Genomic DNA, 21,616 nt, shown 5'->3' on the forward strand with positions numbered 1-21,616 from the left:
CGCGCCTTGAACGGCTGACGAAATCGATCCGGGCGCGGGCCACGGCGGCCCGCATCCGGCAACATCCAACGGTACGGATTCACGCTTGAAACACGAACGCATCGATTATCGCACGGGCATCCTGTCGTCCCCCGCCGAGGTGCCGGCCGACGAATGGAACGCACTGCTCGCGCGCGACGCGCAGCCCACGCCGTTCCTGCGCCACGAATTCCTCGACGCGCTGCACGTCGCGCGCTGCGCGGTGGACGACACCGGCTGGTCGCCGCACTTCGTCACGCTGACCGACGCGGGCACCGGCCGCCTCGCGGCCGCCGCGCCCGTCTACGCGAAACAGCATTCGTACGGCGAATACGTGTTCGACTGGGCGTGGGCCGACGCGTACCAGCGCAACGACCTGCCCTATTACCCGAAGCTGCTGTGCGCGGTGCCGTTCACGCCGGTGCAGGGCACGCGGCTGCTCGCGGCCGACGACGACGCGCGCCGCCGGCTCGCGGCCACGCTGCTCGCGTTCGCCGAGCAGAGCGACGTGTCGTCGTTGCACGTGCTGTTCCCGACCGGCGACGAAGCGCGGCTGCTCGAATCGATGGGGATGATGCTGCGCGAGGGCGTACAGTTCCACTGGCTCAACGACGGCTACCGGCACTTCGATGATTTCCTCGGCACGCTCGAGCAGAAGAAGCGCAAGAACATCCGCGCGGAGCGGCGCAAGGTGCACGACGCGGGCGTGACCTTCCGGCGGCTCACCGGCGACCGCATCACCGATGCCGACTGGCGCTTCTTCTCGCGCTGCTACCGGCAGACCTACCGCGAGCACTATTCGAGCCCGTACCTGAACCTCGACTTCTTCCGCACGATCGGCGCGACGATGCCCGAGAACCTGCTGCTCGTGATCGCGGAAGCCGACGGCCAGCCGATCGCGAGCGCGCTTGCCGTGTATCGGCGCGGCCAACACGGCGGCGGCACGCTGTACGGACGCTACTGGGGCGCGATCGAGCACGTGCCCTGCCTGCATTTCGAAACGGCCTATTACCAGTTGCTCGAATTCTGCATCGAGGCCGGGCTCGACACGTTCGAAGGCGGCGCGCAGGGCGAGCACAAGCTTGCGCGCGGTTTCCTGCCGACCGTCACGCATTCCGCGCACTGGCTCGCGCATCCGGCGTTTTCCGACGCGGTCGCGCGCTTTCTCGAACGCGAGACCGCGCATATCCACGCATACGTCGACGAACTGCGCGAACACGATCCGTTCCGGCGCAGCACCGGCTAGCGCGATCCGGCGCGCCGGCATGCGGCGAAGCCACGCATGGCCTCGCCGCATACGGCACGATCGTCGCCGGTTCAGTGCGCGGCGAGCGTCACCGTCTGCGACAGCGCCTGCGGGTCACGCGACGACGCGGCCGCCGACAGCCCATACGTGCCCGCGCCGATCCGCCATGCGTGCGCGCTCGCATCCCACACCGCGAAGCGCTGCGCCGGCACCGCGATGCTGACCGTGCGCGCCTCGCCCGGCTGCAGCGCGACCTTGGTCCAGCCGACGAGCCGCTTCGGCGGCTCGCCGAGCGACGCGGGCAGCGCCGCGTAGATCTGCACCGTTTGCGTACCGGCGCGCGCGCCCGTGTTCGTCACCGTCACGCCGACCGTCACGTTGCCCGCTGCGTCGGCCTGCGCGGACATCGCCGACAACGCATACGTCGTGTACGACAGCCCGTAGCCGAACGGGAACAGCGGCTCGATCGCCTTCGCGTCGAACCAGCGATAGCCGTACGCGAGCCCTTCCGCATAGACGTTCCGCAGGTTCGACGGATCGATCGTCGGCTGCGGCAGGTCGGCCTCCTGCTTCGGGAACGTCAGCGGCAGCCGGCCCGACGGGTTCGCGTCGCCGAACAGCAGGTCGGCGATCGCCTGGCCGCCCTGCGCGCCCGGATACCACGCGTCCAGCACGCCGTGCACGTTCGCGAGCCACGGCATCAGCACCGGGCTGCCGTTCTCGAGCACGACGATCACGCGCTTGGCCTTCGCGGCGACCGCGGCGATCAGCGCGTTCTGGTCGTATTGCTGGTTGGACGGGTCCGCCTTCGCATCGGGCAGCGACAGGCTCGCGAGGTCGAGCCCCTCAGTCTGCCACTGCGTGGCGAACACGATCGCGACATCGGCCAGCGCGGCCGCGCTGGCCGCGGCGTTCGCGTCGGTGCCGTCGAGATAGCTGACCGATGCATTCGGCGCCTTCGCGCGGATCGCCGCGAGCGGCGCGGACTTGTACCAGGTCGCGCACCCGCCGAACAGCGTGTCGGCCGGTTGCTGGCAGGTCGTCACCGCGTTGCCGTCGATCGCCGGCACCGCACCCGAGCCGCCGCCCGACAGCACGCCCGCGTCCGCATGCCCGCCGATCACGACGACCGACTTGAGCGTGCCGGCGGCCAGCGGCAGCACCGGCTGCGTGTCACCCGGCGCGGCCGCGTTCTTCAGCAGCACCGCCGCTTGCCGCGCGATCGCGAGCGCGTCGGCATTGCCGGCGGCCTCGTCGATCGCGCCGCCCGGCTTCGGCGGCGCATCCATCACGCCGATGCGGATCAGCGTGCGCAGCTTGCGCTGCACCATGTCGTTCAGCCGCGCGACCGACACGCTGCCGGCCTGCAGCGCCGCGCGCAGCTTCGAATTGAAATACGAGCCGAGCGGCGCGTTGCCGTCGTCGGCCGCGCCCGGCTGCTCCTCGTCGAGCCCGGCCTGCACGGCCGCGACCGTCGAATGCGTCGCGCCCCAGTCCGACTGCACGACGCCCTTGAAGCCCCACTCGTTCTTCAGCACCGTCGTCAGCAAATACGGGTTCTCGCACGCATACACGCCGTTCAGCTTGTTGTACGCGCACATCACGTTGCCCGGCTGGCCGTCCTTCACGCCGATCTCGAATGCGAGCAGCTCGGCCTCGCGCATGGTCCGCTCGTCGACGACCGAATCGACCGTCATCCGGTTGGTTTCCTGGTCGTTGAACGCGAAATGCTTGATCGTCGCGATCACCTTCTGCGCCTGCGTGGCCTGCGTGCGCGCGGCGCTCAGCGTGCCCGCGAGCACCGGGTCCTCGCCCATGTATTCGAAGGTGCGGCCGTTGCGCGGCTCGCGCGCGAGGTTCACGCCGCCGCCGAGCCCTTCCGCGAAACCGAGCGCGCGCAGTTCGAGCGCGATGCGCGTGCCGTAGGTGCCCGCGAGCGCCGGGTCCCACGTCGCCGCGAGCGCGACGGGCGCGGGCAGCGCGGTCACGCGCGCATTCTTCACGTTCACGCCACCTGCCGAATCGGCGCTGCTGACGGCCGGAATGCCGAGCCGCGGCACGCCCGGGATGTAGCTCGCGCCGTTCAGCGCGTCGGCCGGAAACGGGCCGCCCAGGCTGAGCGCGGGCATGCCGGTGCCATGCACGAGCTGCAGTTTCTCGTCGGTCGTCAGTTGCGCGACGAGCGCGGCCGCGCGCTGGTCGGCTGCCGCGTCGGGGTCGGTCGGCGCATGGATGTCGTCGCCACCGCACGACGCGAGCAGGACCGTGAGCGCGCACGCGGACGCAATCGTCGAACACCGGAACAGCGAAGTTTTCATTGATCCTCCAGAATCGTTCTGTTGTACTTGTCGCCTCACTCCAGCGTCCGAGTCTAAAAATCAACCGGTCACCACGCTTGACCGGCAGGAGCATGCGTTGACCTCTCGCAGCGGGGACAAACCCGAACGGCATGACGACAGGGAGACAGACATGGAGTTGCAACAGAAATCGGTATCGGTCCGGATCTACCGCTGGCTGTGCGAAGACGCGCGTGCGAACGGCATCGATCCCGCACCGCTTTACGAGACGCTCGGCATCGGGCCGGCCGAACTCGCCGACGACACGCGCCGCATCGCGGGCGACCGGCACGTGGCCGCGATGCAGTTGACGAGCGGCTGGCCGCTGTCGTGGCATCGCCCGCCGCCGGAGGTCGTGCCGTGGCTCGTGCCGTTTCCCGAGCTCGCCGGCATCACCTGCAACGCGGCGACGCTGCGCGACGCGTTGCACGGCTACCTGCGCTATCGCGAGCTGATCGGCAACGTCGACTGGGTCTTCGCGCACGAGAACGGCGACGCGATCGCGATCGACTACGTGAACGAAGGAGACGGCCGGCACGCGGGCAGCGCGTTCGCGAACCTCGCGATCCTCGCGGCGCTCGCGCGCCTGTACGACCCGCAGGTGCGCATCGACGACGCCGAATTCGCCGGCCGCGCGTTCGCGCCCGTTGCCGCGCTGCGCGACATGCTCGGTGCGCCGGTCTCGTTCGATGCCGCGCACAACCGCATCGTGCTGCGCTCCGCGCACATCGACACGCCGTTCGAGCGCTACAACGCACCGCTGGCCGGCATCCAGCGCCATGCCGCCGATGCCGCGCGCGAGCGCGTGCGCGCCCGCTCGACGTTCGGCTCGTCGGTCGAGCAATGCGTGCGCGACTGGCTGCGCACCGCCGACGACGCCGACGTGCCGACCGATACGCTGATGCAGCACGTGTGCACGCGCTTCGCGATGTCGCGCTGGACGCTGCGCCGGCGGCTGCATCGCGAAGCCGTCGGCTTCCATGCGCTCGTCGCGCAGGCGCGGCTCGGCGAGGCACGCGACCTGCTGCTCAATACGCGGTTGCCGATCGGCGAGATCGGCGTGCGCGTCGGCTTCCGTTCGACGAGCGCGTTCACGCGCTTCTTCACGCGCGAACTCGGCGCGGCGCCAAGCCGCTTTCGCGACGGGCACGGCGACCGGTGGCGTTGACGCCGGTTTTTTCTGAGACACTGGCGGCTTCGCATCCCGCCGCTCCGCCATGTCCTGGTTTCTGTATCTGATCGAATGCGCCGACGACAGCGTCTACACGGGCATCACGACCGATGTCGCCGCGCGCTTCGACGAACACGCGTCCGGCAAGGGCGCGCGCTACACGCGCTCGCGCAAGCCGCGCGCGGTGCTCGCGTCGTTTCCACTGCCCGACCGGTCGAGCGCGTCGCGCGCCGAATACTGGGTGAAGCGGCTCACGCCCGCGAAAAAGCGCGAGCTGGCGGCGGGTTTGCGTACGCTGGAATCGGTGTTGCCGGCGGCGGTCGCGCTCGACGAGCGCGGAGATACGGCCGGGACGAAGGCCACGGCGCGCGGGCGGAAGAAAGAGCCGACGGAAAACACCGACGATGCGGCGAAGACTGCGGCAACGGAACAGGTCGCCGGGAAAAAGCCGAAGGCCGGGAAAGTTGCCGGGTCTGCAACGGCCGCGAAGACGGCGAAGCCCGCAAAGGGCACACCAGCGTCGAAGTCGAAGTCGAAGTCGAAGTCGACGCAATCAAATCAAGCCGCACCGGACGCGAAACGTGCAAAAGCCGACGGCAACGCTGCTGCAAAAAAGACCTCGTCGCGTGGCGCACCGGTAAAGAAAACCGGCTCGCCCTCTTCCGCGTCGTCGAAAAGGAAGGTACCGGCCACTGCCGGCAAGCCGACCGCGAGCGTACGCGACGAGGCCGCTTCCGCACCGGCCCGGCGCCGTCCAGCGGCCAAGAAAGCGGCCGCTGCGAGCGCTCCGTCCGTTGCCCCGCCGCGCGCGAAACGCGCGAAGAATGCACCGGCCACCCCGCCCCTGCCTGCGTCCCCGCCGGCCCGCCGGAAAACCGCACGCGCAAAACAAAACCGCGCGGCCTCCTGAGGAGACACGCGCGGTTTGCGTTCCGTACGAACCGGCCGTCGGCCGGCACGCCGCTTACTTCTTGTAGTTCGCGGCGCCGTCGGTGATTTCCTTGTGCGCGGCTTCGATGCCGGCCCAACCTTCGACCTTCACCCACTTGCCCTTCTCGAGCGCCTTGTATTGCTCGAAGAAGTGCTTGATCTGGTCCTTCAGGTACTCGGGCACGTCGTCGATCGTCTTCAGGTTCGCCGTCATCGGGCAGATCTTGTCGTGCGGCACCGCGACCAGCTTCGCGTCGACGCCCGACTCGTCGGTCATCTGCAGCATGCCAAGCACGCGCGAACGCACGATCGAGCCGGCCAGCAGCGGGAACGGCGTGATCACCAGCACGTCGACCGGATCGCCGTCGCCCGACAGCGTCTGCGGAATGTAGCCGTAGTTCACCGGGTAGCGCATGCCCGTGCCGATGAAGCGGTCGACGACGAGGAGGCCCAGTTCCTTGTCCGCCTCGTACTTCACCGGATCGCTTTGCGCGGGAATCTCGATGATCACGTTGAAATCTTGCGGCAGGTCCTTGCCGGCCGGAACATGATTGAAGCTCATGAGCACTCTCTGTAGGTCGATGGGAATTCGGGACAGGGCGCCGCGGCCGATGCCGCCGCGGGCGTCCCCCAAAAGGAATGCGCCATTATAGCCAATCGACCGGTGGCGTCCGGATGACGATCGGCGCGATAATCGTTCCGGATGTCCGGGCGTCGGGCCGGCTGCGTTGCACGTCAATCACAAGGTATGGAACCCGAGCAAGCGCTGAAGCGCCAACCTGGGTCGACCGCGATGCATGGGACCCGAGTAACCGCTGAAGCGCTAACTCGGGTCGACCGCGATGCATGGGACCCGAGTAACCGCTGAAGCGCTAACTCGGGTCGACAGGAGGAGACATGGAAGAAGCGAAGCACTTCATCGCGGGCGAATGGACGTTGCCCGCGCAACTGGAAACCATCCCGGTCGTCGATCCGTCCGACGGCCAGCCGTTCGCGACGATCGCGCGCGGCACCGCGCCCGACATCGAGCGCGCGGTCGCCGCGGCCCGCGACGCATTCGCAGGCCCATGGGGCGCCGCGAGCGCCGCCGAGCGCGGCCGCGTGCTGATGCGGCTGTCGGCGCGCGTGACCGATTCGATCGAGGAACTCGCCGCGATCGAGGCGCGCGATACCGGCAAGCCGCTGAAGCAGGCGCGCGCCGATGCAGCCGCGCTCGCACGCTACTTCGAGTTCTACGCGGGCGCGGCCGACAAGCTGCACGGCGAAACCCTCCCCTACCAGGCCGGCTACACGGTGCTGACGGTGCGCGAACCGCACGGCGTCACGGGCCACATCGTGCCGTGGAACTACCCGATGCAGATCTTCGGGCGCAGCGTCGGCGCGGCGCTCGCGGCCGGCAACGCGTGCGTGGTCAAGCCGGCCGAGGACGCGTGCCTGTCCGTGCTGCGCGTCGCCGAACTCGCCGTCGAGGCCGGGCTGCCGGCCGGCGCGCTCAACATCGTCACCGGCTACGGCCATGAAGCGGGCGCCGCGCTCGCCCGCCATCCGGGCATCGACCACATCTCGTTTACGGGTTCGCCGGCCACCGGCAAGCTGGTCACGCAGATGGCCGCCGAGAACCACGTGCCGGTCACGCTCGAACTCGGTGGCAAGTCGCCGCAAATCGTGTTCGCCGATGCCGACCTCGACGCCGCGCTGCCCGTGCTCGTGTCCGCGATCGTGCAGAACGGCGGGCAGACCTGCTCGGCCGGCAGCCGCGTGCTGATCGAGCGCGCGGTGTACGAGCCGCTCGTCGAGCGTCTCGCCACCGCGTTCAACGGGCTGCGCGTCGGCCCGAGCCGCGCCGATCTCGATTGCGGCCCGCTGATCAACGCGAAGCAGCAGCAACGCGTGTGGGATTTCCTGTCCGACGCGCAGCACGACGGCATTCCGATGGCCGCGCACGGGCAGGTCGTCGCCGATGCGCCCGAAAGCGGCTTCTATCAGGCGCCCGCGCTGTTGCGCGACGTGCCGCCGTCGCACCGGCTCGCGCAGGAGGAAGTGTTCGGCCCGGTGCTCGCGGCGATGCGTTTCGTCGACGAGGACGAAGCCGTCGCGCTCGCGAACGGCACGCCGTACGGCCTCGTCGCGGGCATCTGGACGCGCGACGGCGCGCGCCAGATGCGTCTTGCGCGGCGCCTGCGCGCGGGCCAGGTGTTCATCAACAACTATGGCGCGGGCGGCGGCGTCGAGCTGCCGTTCGGCGGCGTCGGCCATTCGGGCCATGGCCGCGAGAAAGGCTTCGAGGCGCTGTACGGCTTCACCGCGCTGAAGACGATCGCGATCCGGCACGGCTGAACGCACGGCACGCGACGGGCGGCCGCTAGCACCCGGCCGCCCGCCGACACACGACGACTCGCACTACCTGCACAGGAGACACACCATGCGGTTGACCGGCAAGACGGCCATCGTCACGGGCGGCGGCTCGGGGTTCGGCGAAGGCATCGCGAAGACATACGCGCGCGAAGGCGCGAACGTCGTCGTCAACGACCTGAACGGCGCGGCGGCCGAGCGCGTCGCGAGCGAGATCGCGCTCGCGGGCGGCAAGGCGATCGCGGTGGCCGGCGACGTGTCGAAAAAGGACGACTGGCGCACGCTGCTGCAGGCCGCGCTCGACGATTTCCACGCGGTGCAGATCGTCGTGAACAACGCCGGTACCACGCACCGCAACAAGCCCGTGCTCGACGTGACGGAGGCCGAATTCGACCGCGTGTACGCGGTCAACATGAAAAGCCTGTTCTGGTGTGTGCAGACCTTCGTCCCGTATTTCCGCGCCCAGGGCGGCGGCGTGTTCGTGAACGTCGCGTCGACGGCCGGCGTGCGGCCGCGCCCGGGCCTCGTCTGGTACAACAGCACGAAGGGTGCGATGATCACCGCGAGCAAATCGCTCGCGGCCGAGCTCGGCGCCGACCGCATCCGCGTGAACTGCATCAACCCGGTGCTCGGCGAAACCGCGCTGATGACCGAGTTCATGGGCTGCGAGGACACCCCGGACAATCGCCGCCGCTTCCTCGCGACGATCCCGCTCGGCCGCTTCTCGACGCCGCAGGACATCGCGAACGCCGCGCTTTACCTGGCATCCGACGAAGCGGAATTCATCACCGGCGTCTGCCTCGAAGTCGACGGCGGACGCTGCATCTAGTCGTACCCGGCCGCACGATCGCCCCGTATTGCTTCGCACGAAACCGGATCGGGCATCACCGCGCCCGATCCGGCCACTACAAGGACAGCGGTGCATCCGATCCAGGCAATCGCGCAAGCGCTCATCCGGATCGACAGGAGACAACATGGCAACATCGACGCAGTCGCTGCCGGGCTCGTCCGGCGCATTCGAGGAAGCAACCTACCGCAAGGTGTCGTGGCGGCTCGTGCCGCTCCTGCTGCTGTGCTACGTGGTCGCGTATCTCGATCGCGTGAACGTCGGGTTCGCGAAGCTGCAGATGGCGAGCGACCTGCACCTGAGCGATACCGTGTACGGGCTCGGCGCCGGGATCTTCTTCTTCGGCTATTTCCTGTTCGAGGTGCCGAGCAACATCATCCTGCACCGGGTAGGCGCCCGCGTGTGGATCGCCCGCATCATGGCGACGTGGGGCGTGATCTCGATCCTGACGATGTTCGTCACGACGCCCGCGATGTTCTACGTGATGCGCTTCCTGCTCGGCGTCGCCGAAGCAGGCTTCTTCCCCGGCGTGATCCTCTATCTCACCTACTGGTATCCCGCGCACCGGCGCGGCCGGATGACGACGTTCTTCATGACGGCCGTCGCGCTGTCCGGCGTGATCGGCGGGCCGATCTCGGGCTTCATCCTGAAGGCGTTCGACGGCGTCAGCGGCTGGCACGGCTGGCAATGGCTGTTCCTGCTCGAAGGCATCCCGTCGGTGCTCGCCGGCGTGCTCGTGTTCTTCACGCTCGACGAGCGGATCGCGAAGGCGACGTGGCTGACCGACGAAGAAAAGGCGCTGCTCGCCCGCAACGTCGACGCGGAGGAAGCCACCAAGGAGGACCTGCCGCTCGGCGCCGTGATGTCGAGCCCGCGCGTGTGGCTGATGGCGTTGATCTATTTCTCGTTCGTGATGGGGCTGTACGGCGTCGGCTTCTGGTTGCCGACAATCATCAAGGCGACGGGCGTGACCGACACGTTCATGATCGGCCTGCTGTCCGCGATTCCGTATGCGGCCGCGGTGGTCGCGATGATCCTGATCGCGCGCAGCGCGGACAAGCACCGCGAACGCCGCTGGCACCTCGCGATTCCGGCCGCGATCGGCGCGATCGGCCTCGTGCTGTCGGTGATCTGGGCGCACCAGACGGCGCTCGCGATGCTCGGCCTCACGCTCGCGACGATCGGCATCCTGACGACGCTACCGCTGTTCTGGAGCCTGCCGACCGCGTTCCTCGGCGGCGCGGCGGCCGCCGCCGGCATCGCGATGATCAACTCGATCGGCAACCTCGCCGGCTTCCTGAGTCCGTACCTGATGGGCTGGCTCAAGCAGGTGACGGGCGCCAACGATGCGGGCATGTACATGCTGGCCGGGTTCCTCGTGCTCGGCGGGCTGCTGGCGCTGTCGGTGCCGAAACGGCTCGTCGACAAGTGACGACGCGCGGCGCGTAAACGCGCGCCCGGATCGATCGAACATGCCGGCCGATTTCCGGCCCGTTTTTCCCCGATACGCCCCGCCGTCCGGCATTGCCGGTCGCCGGGGCGTTTTCGATTCCGGACAGGCACACCCCGGATCGGCTGAACGTCTCGCCCATCCGGCGACATCCCATTAATGACAAAATTGTTCCCTTATAGTCCTTTTTATATGGAACAATAAAGACAGCCAAAGGAATCTCCTACCCTACAATTCATGTTCCACACCGTCGAAGACACCGCCGCCCGCCTGCGCGTCCATCCGAAGACCGTCCTGCGGTTCATTCGCGACGGCAAGCTGCGCGCGACGCGGGTCGGCCGTGCATACCGCATCCTCGACGCGGACCTCGCCGCGTTCGCCCGGACGGAGCCGGCCTCGCCCGCGCCGCGTGCGGTGCGTGTCACCAGCATCGTCGACATTCCCGATGCGTCGCAGTCGCTGCACCAGTACCTGTCGCGGTCGCTGCACGCAATGGCGTCAGGCCGCGCATCGTACGTCGACCCCGTGCGAATCGACGTCACGTTCGATCCCGCCTCGAGCGTGGTCAAGATCATCGTGACCGCGACACCGGCGGACACGGCCGCGCTGATGTCGTCGCTCGACATGCTGCTCCAGCAAAGCGGGACATGAGCGCAATCTTCAAGTCGCCCCGCCATGCCCGTGCGATTCGCGCCGCGTACGCGGCCGCGCTGTCGCACTGGCCGGCCGGGCATCGGCGCGTCACCGTGCAAACGCGTCATGGCGCGACGCACGTCATCGTCTGCGGCCCCGAACACGCGCCGCCGGTCGTGCTGATCCACGGCGCACAGACGACGGCGGCAAGCTGGCAGCATCACGCGGCCGACTGGTCGACGCACTTCCGGCTCTACGCGATCGACGTGATCGGCGAAGCGGGACCGAGCGCGCCGGCGCGGCCGCCGCTCGCAGGCGACGCCTATGCGCAGTGGCTCGACGACGTGCTCGACGGCCTGCAGGTGTCGCGCGCCGCGTTCGTCGGCATCTCGCTCGGTGCGCGAACGGCGCTCGACTTCGCGTTGCGGCGGCCGCCGCGCGTCACCCGGCTCGCGCTGCTCTGCCCGTCCGGCATCGGCAGGCAGAAGCCGTTTCTGTGGTGGGCGCTGCCGCTGATGCTGCTCGGCGATGCCGGGCGTGCATGCGTGCGGCGGCGCGTGCTGGGTCGCCTGCCCCCCGCATCGACGCCGGCCGAACGGGACGCGCTCGCCCTGATGCGCGCCATCGATCGCGGCTTTCGGCCGCGCATCGAGCCGGTTCCGGTATTCGACGACACCATGCTCCGCACGTTGTCGATGCCCGTGCTGGCGATCGTCGGAGGCCGCGACGTGATGCTCGATTCCCGCGACACGCGGGATCGCCTGACGCGCCTCGTGCCGCACGCGCAGGTGCGGTTTCTTCCCGAACAGCCTCACTTCATCCGCGGGCAACGCGACACCCTGCGCACTTTTCTCTCATCGACGGACACGTTCGACATGCCCCATCGAATCGTTCAGGCCGCCGGCAGCCGCGTGCTGGTCCGCGATCCTTCCGCCGGCCTCGTGCAACGGGAAAGCGACGCGCTCGATCTCGTCGCGCTCGCGCGCGAGCATGAAGCCGACTGGATCGCGGTCGCCGCGGACATGCTGCACGACGACTTCTACCGGCTCGACAGCGGGCTGGCCGGCGCCGTGCTGCAAAAGCTGACCAACTACGGCGTCCGGCTCGGCGTGGTCGGCGACATCGACCGCCGGCTCGCGCGCAGCGAAGCGCTGCGCGCGCTCGTTCGCGAGTGCAATCGCGGAAAATCGGTCTGGTTCGTCCCGAGCGAGGACGACCTGCTGCGCAGGCTCGGCGCGTAACGCGCCGCGGGCCGCCCGCGCCTCGCTACGGGCAAAAAAAAGCCCCGAAGGCCGATCGGCGTTCGGGGCTTTTTACGCTGCGCGGCGCAGCGCCGCGTCACACCACGGTGATCGCGAGCGCGCTTTCGCGGTAGTGCTTCGCGGCCTTGTCGGTTTCGCCGAGATGCTCGAACAGACGGGCGAGCGCACGATGCGCCCGCACCTTCAGCGCCTCGTTGTCGGCCAGCTTCAGCGCCGATTCGAGGAACGACTGCGCCTTGCCCCACAGCTGCTGCTGCTGGCAGAGGCGGCCGAGCGCGAACAGCAGGTCGGCATCTTCCGGATGATCCTTCTTCCAGCCTTCGGCCTTCTGGATCAGCGGCAGCGCATCGGCGCCGGCCGTGTCCGGGTAACGGCGCAGCAGGCGTGCATCCCAGTTGTGCGCGAGCGCGTCCTCGACGATGCGGCGCGCTTCGTTGCGGCGATCGAGCGGCACGAGCAGTTCGGCCGCGAGATCGGCGAGACGCGGCGACTGGCGCTCGACCGGCGACAGCGACTGCCACACTTCGAGCAGCGCGTCCGGATCGTGCCGGCGTTCGCGCAGCAGGTTTTCCGCCGCCTGCTGGCGCAGCCGCACGGCCGCGGCCGGATGCAGCGCCTCGCGCTTTTCGAGCGCCTTCGCGAGCTTCAGCACCTCGGCCCAGTTCTTCAGTTGCTGCTGCGCCCGCAGCGCGACCTGCTGCGCATGAATGCGCTTGCCGCCGGCCTGCATGTCGGCCAGCGCGGCGAGCGCGCCGTCGGCGTCGCGGGCGTCCGCGCGCATGTCGGCGGCGGCGAGCAGCCGCGCATCCTGCCATTCGGGCGCGTCGATCTTCGACAGCCAGTCGTCGCGGCGCGTGTACTCGTGCATCCGGTGCGCGGCGGTGGCCGCGACGAGACTCGCGGCGCCCAGGTTCGCGTCGACGGTCAGCGCTTCACGCGCGGCCTTCTCCGCACGCGAGAAGCGGCCCGCGTACAGGTTCGCGATCGCATCGCGCAGCGATGCCTGCGCCTTCTCGTTGCGCGCACGCGCCCGATACGCGGCGACCCGCTGCGGCATGCGCCAGATATTGCGCACGATGCGCAGCAGTGCGTACACGACGATGAACAGCACGACGATGGCGATCACGAACAGGTTCAGCGACACGTCGATCCGGTACGGCGGATAGACGAGCAGCACCTGCCCCGCGTCGAAACGGCCGACGGTGGCGAGCGCCGCGGCGATCGCGAACAGGACCGCGAGCCAGACGATTCCTCGAAGCGTCATCGTTACCCCCGGCTCTTGAACTGCTGAACGGCGGTCAGGCTCGTGTTCAGGTTCGGCACCGCGACCGTCAGCGACGCGCCGTCAACCTGCTTGAGCAGATCCTCGACGGTCTGCGTGTCCTTCGATGCCTGATCGAAATACTTGCCGAGCGATGCCTGTGCGGCGTGCAGGTCGGCCTTCATCGCGCTGTCGTTGCGCGCCAGCAGCGACAGCCGTGCGGTGAGCAGGCGCAGCTTCACGTTCTCGCGCACGAAGTAGCCCTGGTCGGGCGACGCGAGCATCGCGTCCGCGTTGTCGATCCGGCGCACCTGCACGAGCCCCTTCAGTTGCTGGCCGAGGCCGGCCGAGAAGTCGTGCCACCACACCTTCCAGCGCGGCTCGCCGGCGGCGACCGACGACGCGGCGTCGACCGGCGCGGCCTTCGGCGCCGCGTGCGGCACGATCGCCTCGCCGGACAGCGGCAGCGCGTCGATCTTCGCGATCGCGTCGTCGAGCTTGATCGCGAGGCCGGTGAGATCGGCTGCCGGCGCGGCCTTCAGCTTCTCGATGTCCTGCGCGAGCGCCTTGCGCACCGTGACGGCCTGCGCGCTCTGCGACGTCGCGAGACGCGCGTCGGCGTTCTGCAGCGCGATCAGCGCGAGCTGCGTGTTGCCGGTCAGCTGAAGCTGCTGGCTCGCGCTCGACAGCATCTGATCGACTTCCTCGAGCATCCACGCATCGCGGTTGCGCGACAGGTCCTGGTATTGCTGCTGCAGCGCCTGCTGCGCGCTCTGCGCATCGGCCAGCTTGCCGTCGAGCTGCGCGAGCTGCGTGTCGACCTGGTGCGTGCTGGCGAGCGCCTGCTCGGTCTTCATCCGCGTTTCGGCCGTCTGCGCGTCGAGCGCCTTCTGGCGCGCGACGAACGTACCGTCGAGCCGGTCGATCTTGCGGTTCAGCGCGTAGCCGCCGACCCCTGCCGCGCAGCCGAGCACGACGACGACGAACCACAGCACCGCGCTGCCGCCGCGGCGTGCGGGCGGCTCGGGCGCGAGATAAGGGGGGCTGGTCGGCGGTGCGGATGCAGCGGCCGGCTGGGAAGCGACGCTTTTGGAATCGTTGGTATCTGTCATGCGTTTAGTCACCGGAGCGGCTGTCGCCGGTTGGACGGCCTCGTCGGCCATCGTTCGAAACGCGCGGACGATGCGCTCATCGCCCGCGCCGGTCAGCGTAATCCTATCAAAACCCAATGCGCGCGCGGACTGCTCGATCCGCGGGTGCGGCGTCACGAGCGGCGCATGCTTCAATGCGTCGATCTCGGCATCGTTCAGGTGGGCCCGCGCGAGCTCGTGCAGGTTGCGCACGCCTTCCGAGCTCGTGACGAGCCACGCGTGCGGCTGGCCGTCGAGCAGCGCGTGCACGCGCTCCCACGCGCCGACACGCGGCTCCGGCACGACGCGCCGGTACGCGGCGACGAGCGTGACGTCGGCCCCGGCCTCGCGCAGCCGCTCGGCGAGCCATTCGCGCCCGCCGTCGCCGCGCACGATCAGCACGCGCTTGCCTGCCAGCGCCGGCGCGCCGCCGAACGCGGCCTCGATGCTCGCGAACAGGCTTTCCGAATCGTAATGAGGCACGCCGCCGTCGGCCGGCGCCTGCGGCGCGATCACGCGATGCGCGGGCGCCGCGATGCCGTGACGCTCGAGCGCCGCGACGCTGCCGGGCCCGACCACGCCGACCGGCAGCGCATTCGGCCAGATCGCGCCGTACCGCGCGAGCGCGCGGTCGATCGCGTTCGGCGACACGAAGATCACCAGCGCGTAGTCGGCCAGCGCCGCGAACGCAGCGTCGAGCGGCGCCGGATCGTCGACCGGCGCGATGTCGATCAGCGGGAATTCGAGCACGTCGCAACCGGCATCGGCCAGTTGCGCCGCAAGCGCGTCGGACTGGCCGTCCGGACGCGTCAGGACAGCGGTGAACGCGCGCGCGCCGCCCGCCATCAGGCGTCGCCCTTGCCGGCGGCCTGCGAGCCCGCGAGCAGCGCCTGGACGATGTCGAGCGCGCCTTGCGCCTCGAGCTCGTCGGACACCGCGCGGCCGAGCGCGAGCGCATCGGCGACGGTCACGACCGCGCCGCACTCCTCGGCCGTCAGCACGCGCTTGCCGTCGGTGGTCGACACGCGGCCCGTCAGGTACAGCTCGCCCGCGCGCCACACCGCATGCGCGGCAAGCGGCACCTCGCAGCTGCCGCCGAGCGCGCGCGACACCATCCGCTCGGCCTCGACCGCGAGCGCGGTCCGCGGGTCGTGCAGCGGCGCGAGCCACGCGGCGACGTCGTCGCGGTGCGCGGCGATCTCGATGCCGAGCGCGCCCTGGCCCGCTGCCGGCGGACTGGCTTCGACGTCGAGCAGCGCGCGGATCCGCGCTTCGAGGCCGAGGCGTTTCAGGCCAGCGGCCGCGAGGATGATCGCCGCGTAGTCGCCGCGGTCGAGCTTGGCGAGCCGCGTATCGAGGTTGCCGCGCAGCGGCAGCACCTCGAGATGCGGGTAACGCGAACGCAGCATCGCTTCGCGGCGCAGGCTCGACGTGCCGACGACCGCGCCGGCCGGCAGCGCGTCGAGCGACGCGTAGTCGTTCGACACGAACGCATCGCGCGGGTCTTCGCGCTCCATGATCGCGGCGAGCGCGAAGCCGTCGGGCAGCGCCATCGGCACGTCCTTCAGCGAATGCACGGCGAGATCGGCGCGACCGTCGGCCAGCGCGGCCTCGAGTTCCTTCACGAACAGGCCCTTGCCGCCGACCTTCGACAGCGTGCGATCGAGAATCTGATCGCCGCGCGTCGTCATCCCGAGGATTTTCACGTCACAAGCTGGATATAATTTGCGCAGCGCATCACGCACATGTTCGGCTTGCCACATCGCCAGGCGGCTCTCGCGCGAAGCAATCGTCAACGTCGCGGGCGGCTGTGCCTGTTGCGGCCCGGCCGCGGGGGTCTCGGAATTCATTGCTGGAACATCGAAGGACGGGATTGAAGATCGAACAATGGTAGCACGCACGCCCCAGCCCGCCCGGGCCCGGAGCCTGCGCCCGGCCTGCCTCCGTGCGGGTCGCGGCGCCGTTGTGCGGATGTGCCGCACGTAGCTGGTTGCTTGACCGCAGTTCCCGCAGTTTCCGCAGTTCCTTTTGACTCGAGCTTTCCCAAGGAAACCCATCGTGAAGTCTTCCGGATCGGCGCGTACGGCGCGCCGCAATGCTGCCTTGCCCTCCCCCGACGCCCCGACGGGCACCCTCGCCACCGCCGCGAACGGCCGTGCGAAAACGGCAACGAAACCGAAAGACCCGATACATCAGACAAAATCCGCGACGAAAGCCGCCGGCGCCCCCGCCCGCAAGGCCGTCGCACCGAAGGCCGGCACCCGCACGCGCGACGACAAGGACGGCCCGCTGTTCGAGGACATCCGCTTCCTCGGCCGCCTGCTCGGCGACGTCGTGCGCGAACAGGAAGGCGATACGGTGTTCGACGTGGTCGAGACGATCCGCCAGACCGCGGTCAAGTTCCGCCGCGAGGACGACAGCGAAGCCGCGCAGACGCTCGAGAAGAAGCTGCGCAAGCTGACGCCGGAGCAGACGGTGAGCGTCGTGCGCGCGTTCAGCTATTTCTCGCATCTCGCGAACATCGCGGAAGACCGCCACCACAACCGCCGCCGCCGCATCCACGCGCTGGCCGGGTCCGCGCCGCAGCCCGGCACGGTCGCGTACGCGCTCGACCAGCTGAAAACCACCGGCAACGCGTCGAAGCGCCTGCTGCAGCGCTTCTTCGACGATGCGCTGATCGTGCCGGTGCTGACCGCGCACCCGACCGAAGTGCAGCGCAAGAGCATCCTCGATGCGCAGCACGACATCGCGCGCCTGCTCGCGGAGCGCGACCAGGAGCTGACCGCGCGCGAACGCCAGTACAACGAAGCGATGCTGCGCGCGCGCGTGACCGCGCTGTGGCAGACGCGGATGCTGCGCGACTCGCGCCTGACGGTCGGCGACGAGATCGAGAACGCGCTGTCGTACTACCGCGCGACGTTCCTCGACGAACTGCCCGCGCTGTACGGCGACATCGAGGCCGCGCTCGCCGAGCACGGCCTGTCGGCCCGCGTGCCCGCGTTCTTCCAGATGGGCAGCTGGATCGGCGGCGATCGCGACGGCAACCCGAACGTGACCGCGGCGACGCTCGACGAGGCGATCAACCGCCAGGCCGCGGTGATCCTCGAACATTACCTGGAACAGGTGCACAAGCTGGGCGCCGAGCTGTCGGTGTCGAACCTGCTGGTCGGCGCGAACGACGCGGTGAAGGCGCTCGCGGCCGCATCGCCCGACCAGTCGCCGCACCGCGTCGACGAACCGTATCGCCGCGCGCTGATCGGCATCTACACGCGGCTCGCCGCGAGCGCGCGCGTACGTCTCGGCGAAGGCACGGTGCCGGTGCGCAGCGCGGGCCGCGGCGCGCCGCCCGTGCGTGCGATTCCATACGAGGATTCCGAAGCGTTCGTCGCCGATCTCAAGGTGCTGACCGCGTCGCTCGACGAGCACCACGGCGCGTCGCTCGCCGCGCCGCGCCTCGCGCCGCTCGTGCGCGCGGCCGAAGTGTTCGGCTTCCATCTCGCGAGCATCGACCTGCGCCAGAGTTCCGACATCCACGAGGCGGTGGTCGCCGAACTGTTCGCGCGCGCCGGCGTCGAGGCCGACTATGCGGCGCTCGCGGAGGAAGACAAGCTGCGCGTGCTGCTCGCCGCGCTCGCCGATCCGCGCCCGCTGCGCTCGCCGTACCTCGAATACTCGGCGCTCGCGCAGAGCGAGCTGGGCGTGTTCGAGAAGGCGCGCGAGGTCCGCACGCAGTTCGGTGCGCGCGCGGTGCGCAACTACATCATTTCGCATACGGAAACCGTCAGCGACCTCGTCGAGGTGCTGCTGCTGCAGAAGGAGACGGGCCTGCTCGAAGGCACGCTCGGCGTGCCGGGCCGCGACGCGAAGAACAGCCTGATGGTGATCCCGCTGTTCGAGACGATCCCCGACCTGCGCGACGCGTCGCGCATCATGCGCGACTACTTCGCGCTGCCGGGCATCGACGCGTTGATCGCGCATCAGGGCGCCGAACAGGAAGTGATGCTCGGCTACTCGGACAGCAACAAGGACGGCGGCTTCCTCACGTCGAACTGGGAGCTGTATCGCGCGGAACTCGCGCTCGTCGACCTGTTCCGCGAGCGCAAGATCACGCTGCGGCTGTTCCATGGCCGCGGCGGCACGGTCGGCCGCGGGGGCGGCCCGACCTACCAGGCGATCCTGTCGCAGCCGCCGGGCACCGTGAACGGCCAGATCCGCCTGACCGAACAGGGCGAGGTGATCGCGAGCAAGTTCTCGAACCCGTCGATCGGCCGGCGCAACCTCGAGACGGTCGTCGCCGCGACGCTCGAGGCGTCGCTGCTGCCGCAGTCGAACGCACCGGCGCAGTTGCCCGCGTTCGAGGCCGCGATGCAGACGCTGTCCGACTCGGCGATGGCCGCGTACCGCGCGCTCGTCTATGAAACCCCGGGCTTCACCGACTACTTCTTCTCGTCGACGCCGATCACCGAGATCGCCGAGCTGAACATCGGCAGCCGGCCGGCGTCGCGCAAGCTGCAGGACCCGAAGCAGCGCAAGATCGAGGATCTGCGCGCGATTCCGTGGGGCTTCTCGTGGGGCCAGTGCCGGCTGCTGCTGACCGGCTGGTACGGCTTCGGCAGCGCGGTGAGCGCGTATCTCGACGGCGCGCCGGACGCCGCCGAACGCACGAAGCGCGTCACGCTGCTGAAGAAGATGAACAAGACCTGGCCGTTCTTCTCGAACCTGCTGTCGAACATGGACATGGTGCTCGCGAAGACCGATCTCGCGGTCGCGTCGCGTTATGCGCAACTCGTGTCCGATCGCAAGCTGCGCAAGCACGTGTTCGAGCGGATCGTCGCGGAATGGGAACGCACGTCGCAGGCGCTCGCGGAAATCACCGGGCACGAAGGCCGCCTCGCGACCAACCCGCTGCTCGCGCGCTCGATCAAGAACCGCTTCCCGTATCTCGATCCGCTGAATCACCTGCAGGTCGAGCTGATCAAGCGTCACCGCGCGGGCGACACGAACGCGCGGCTGCGCCGCGGGATTCACCTGACGATCAACGGGATCGCGGCCGGCCTGCGCAACACCGGCTGATCCGCGGGCGGCGCGGGCACGCTCCGCGCCGCCCGGGATAACGAAAGCCGCGATACGCGTCGATGCGTATCGCGGCTTTTTTCATGCGACGACAAACGGCGCAGCGTGCGCCGCGCCGCACGCTCAGTGCGCGTCGATCAGCAATGCGTCGTGCTCGAACGAGCCGTCGGCCTGCACCGCGTAGTAGCCGCGCACCTCGTCCGGTGCATGCGCCCACAACGCGCGAATGCCGGCGACGCTGTCGGCCGGCGTGCGAATGCGCGCGACCCACGTGTCGAAATCGATCGGCAGCCGCCAGCGGCTGTGCACCTGCGCGTCGAAACCGGCTGCGCGGAACATCGCGAGCCATTCGTCCGCACGGTAGTCGCGCACGTGCGACGCGTCGCGCAGCACTTCCGCGGCCTGCAGGTACGTATCGAGGAGCGGATGATCGTTGCCCGCGATGTCGATCATCAACACGCGGCCGCCCGGCTTCAGCACGCGACGCACCTCGGCCAGCGCCGCATGCATGTCGTGCCAGTGGTGCGCGCTCATCCGGCTCACGACCCAGTCGAACGTCGCGGTGTCGAACGGCAGCCGCTCGGCCGGCCCCTGCTGCGTGCGGACGTTCGCGAGCCCGCGCTCGCGCGCGGCCGCGTCGACGGTCGCGAGCATCGGCGCGGCGAGATCGTACGCGACCACGTCGCGCACGTGCGGCGCGACCGCGAAGCTCGCGTGACCGGCGCCGCAGCCCAGATCGAGCACCGCGGCGTCGGGCGTCGCGCTCACCGCGTCGGCGAGCGTCTGCAGGTCGGCGCCCGTCGCATGAACCGTGCTCGTCAGATAGGCGGCGGCCGTCGTGCCGAAGGCGTCGGCGACCTGGTCGTGGTGTTTCATCGTTCGCTCCTTTCCTTGATGCAGTCGGCCGGCCCCGGCGCTTCAACGCCCGATCCGGCCCCGTGCATCGCATTGTGGGGGACGCCCGCTGCCCTGCCAGCGCGCGAGCCGCTACAATAGGCCTGCGTGTGTACCAGTACAAGTTAAGCAGTTATTCTGGTATTTGATCCACCTGTCTGATCGTTGCCGCGTTTTCGCCTTCACTTCGCCGTTTCCGCATGAACCAGCCGTCCTCCGCCTCCGTCCCGCCACTCGACGCCACGCCCGCCCGCGCGCTCGGCGAATTCATCCGCGCCCACCGCGAGCGGCTGTCGCCGCAGGCCGTCGGCCTGCCTCCCGGCCCGCGCCGCCGCACGCCGGGGCTGCGGCGCGAGGAAGTCGCGCAACTGTGCGGCGTCAGCCCGACCTGGTACACGTGGATCGAACAGGGCCGACCCGTGTCGGCGTCGGCCGACGCGCTCGCGCGGATCGCCGTCGCGCTGCAACTGTCGAAGGCCGAGCGCGCATACCTGTTCGAGCTGGCCGCGCAGCGCGACCCGGCCGAGCCCGACGTCGCGGGCGGCGACCTGCCGCCGACGCTCGCCGCGACCGTCGCGGCGATCGCGACGCCCGCCTACGTGCTCGACCGCCAATGGAACGCGCTCGCATGGAATGCGCCGGCCGCCGCGCTCTTTTCCGGCTGGCTCGATGGCGAGCACGACCGCAACCTGCTGCGCTTCACGTTCATGGCGCCGGCCGCCCGCACGCTGATCGTCGACTGGGAAACCCGCGCGCGGCGGCTCGCGGCCGAATTCCGCGCCGATGCGATCCGCCACCTGACCGACGCGCCGACGCGCGCGCTGATCGACGCGCTGACGGCCGGCAGCGACGCGTTCGCGCAGTACTGGGCGTCGCAGGACGTGTTCGAGCGCGAAGGCGGGCTGCGTGAATTCGACCATCCGGCCGACGGCCGTCTCGTGTACCAGCAGATCACGCTGAAGCCCGCGCACCGCGAGGACCTGAAGCTGGTCGTGCTGGTGCGCGACTGAGCG

Annotated in this window: 16 protein-coding genes; 10 read left to right on the forward strand and 6 right to left on the reverse strand. The window is 69.3% G+C overall.

What is annotated here, in order from left to right:
* Positions 1-85: 85 nt before the first annotated feature.
* A complete protein-coding gene (locus tag KU887_RS12910) occupies positions 86-1,264 on the forward strand; it encodes a GNAT family N-acetyltransferase (RefSeq protein WP_048985782.1) in 1,179 nt (392 codons plus the stop codon).
* A gap of 71 nt (positions 1,265-1,335) precedes the next feature.
* Here the strand turns inward: KU887_RS12910 and KU887_RS12915 are convergent, their stop codons facing one another.
* A complete protein-coding gene (locus KU887_RS12915; protein WP_060210803.1) occupies positions 1,336-3,582 on the reverse strand; it encodes a glycoside hydrolase family 3 C-terminal domain-containing protein in 2,247 nt (748 codons plus the stop codon).
* Between the two features lie 151 nt (positions 3,583-3,733).
* Between KU887_RS12915 and KU887_RS12920 the strand changes: the two genes are divergently transcribed.
* Positions 3,734-4,768, forward strand: a complete 1,035-nt coding sequence (locus KU887_RS12920) for an AraC family transcriptional regulator (RefSeq protein ID WP_006497160.1) — start codon at positions 3,734-3,736, stop codon at positions 4,766-4,768.
* A gap of 49 nt (positions 4,769-4,817) precedes the next feature.
* Positions 4,818-5,681 carry a GIY-YIG nuclease family protein gene (locus tag KU887_RS12925; RefSeq protein WP_258250197.1) on the forward strand — a complete coding sequence of 288 codons (864 nt, stop codon included), beginning with the start codon at positions 4,818-4,820 and terminating at the stop codon, positions 5,679-5,681.
* A 54-nt stretch (positions 5,682-5,735) separates the two neighbouring features.
* Here KU887_RS12925 and ppa read toward each other — a convergent pair whose 3' ends face one another.
* Positions 5,736-6,263, reverse strand: coding sequence for an inorganic diphosphatase (gene ppa, locus KU887_RS12930; protein ID WP_006489643.1), 528 nt, complete (start codon positions 6,261-6,263; stop codon positions 5,736-5,738).
* Positions 6,264-6,598: 335 nt separating this feature from the next.
* On the opposite strand from ppa, the gene KU887_RS12935 reads away from it, so the two are divergent.
* From KU887_RS12935 to KU887_RS12955, 5 genes are all read left to right on the forward strand, one after another.
* Complete coding sequence (locus KU887_RS12935; protein WP_006497163.1) at positions 6,599-8,038, forward strand: aldehyde dehydrogenase family protein; 1,440 nt, start codon at positions 6,599-6,601, stop codon at positions 8,036-8,038.
* Between the two features lie 85 nt (positions 8,039-8,123).
* Positions 8,124-8,882 (forward strand): SDR family oxidoreductase, encoded by a 759-nt coding sequence (locus KU887_RS12940; protein WP_212150782.1) that lies wholly within the window; start codon positions 8,124-8,126, stop codon positions 8,880-8,882.
* A 145-nt stretch (positions 8,883-9,027) separates the two neighbouring features.
* Positions 9,028-10,332 carry an MFS transporter gene (locus KU887_RS12945; protein ID WP_006489648.1) on the forward strand — a complete coding sequence of 435 codons (1,305 nt, stop codon included), beginning with the start codon at positions 9,028-9,030 and terminating at the stop codon, positions 10,330-10,332.
* Positions 10,333-10,587: 255 nt separating this feature from the next.
* Complete coding sequence (locus KU887_RS12950) at positions 10,588-11,001, forward strand: helix-turn-helix domain-containing protein (protein ID WP_006489657.1); 414 nt, start codon at positions 10,588-10,590, stop codon at positions 10,999-11,001.
* Complete coding sequence (locus KU887_RS12955; protein WP_258250198.1) at positions 10,998-12,224, forward strand: alpha/beta fold hydrolase; 1,227 nt, start codon at positions 10,998-11,000, stop codon at positions 12,222-12,224. Before KU887_RS12950 ends, KU887_RS12955 begins: the two co-directional genes overlap by 4 nt.
* A 97-nt stretch (positions 12,225-12,321) precedes the next feature.
* Here KU887_RS12955 and KU887_RS12960 read toward each other — a convergent pair whose 3' ends face one another.
* From KU887_RS12960 to hemC, 3 genes are read right to left on the reverse strand one after another with little or no spacing between them, the layout of a single operon-like run.
* Positions 12,322-13,509: a heme biosynthesis protein HemY gene (locus KU887_RS12960; protein ID WP_077055725.1), complete on the reverse strand. Its 1,188-nt coding sequence runs from the start codon at positions 13,507-13,509 to the stop codon at positions 12,322-12,324.
* Between the two features lie 2 nt (positions 13,510-13,511).
* The gene (gene hemDX / locus KU887_RS12965; RefSeq protein ID WP_084750568.1) at positions 13,512-15,482 is read right to left on the reverse strand and encodes a fused uroporphyrinogen-III synthase HemD/membrane protein HemX; all 1,971 of its coding nucleotides are present in this window, start codon (positions 15,480-15,482) and stop codon (positions 13,512-13,514) included.
* Complete coding sequence (gene hemC / locus KU887_RS12970; RefSeq protein ID WP_043205620.1) at positions 15,482-16,486, reverse strand: hydroxymethylbilane synthase; 1,005 nt, start codon at positions 16,484-16,486, stop codon at positions 15,482-15,484. Before hemC ends, hemDX begins: the two co-directional genes overlap by 1 nt.
* 208 nt (positions 16,487-16,694) lie before the next feature.
* Between hemC and ppc the strand changes: the two genes are divergently transcribed.
* Positions 16,695-19,709, forward strand: coding sequence for a phosphoenolpyruvate carboxylase (gene ppc / locus KU887_RS12975; RefSeq protein ID WP_258250199.1), 3,015 nt, complete (start codon positions 16,695-16,697; stop codon positions 19,707-19,709).
* Between the two features lie 123 nt (positions 19,710-19,832).
* Here the strand turns inward: ppc and KU887_RS12980 are convergent, their stop codons facing one another.
* Positions 19,833-20,585 (reverse strand): class I SAM-dependent methyltransferase, encoded by a 753-nt coding sequence (locus KU887_RS12980; RefSeq protein ID WP_006497169.1) that lies wholly within the window; start codon positions 20,583-20,585, stop codon positions 19,833-19,835.
* Positions 20,586-20,803: 218 nt separating this feature from the next.
* On the opposite strand from KU887_RS12980, the gene KU887_RS12985 reads away from it, so the two are divergent.
* The gene (locus tag KU887_RS12985; RefSeq protein WP_006492931.1) at positions 20,804-21,613 is read left to right on the forward strand and encodes a helix-turn-helix transcriptional regulator; all 810 of its coding nucleotides are present in this window, start codon (positions 20,804-20,806) and stop codon (positions 21,611-21,613) included.
* Positions 21,614-21,616 lie beyond the last annotated feature (3 nt).

It is taken from the genome of Burkholderia sp. EMB26 (assembly GCF_024730645.1).
In the GTDB taxonomy this organism is placed as follows: Bacteria; Pseudomonadota; Gammaproteobacteria; order Burkholderiales; family Burkholderiaceae; genus Burkholderia; species Burkholderia cenocepacia.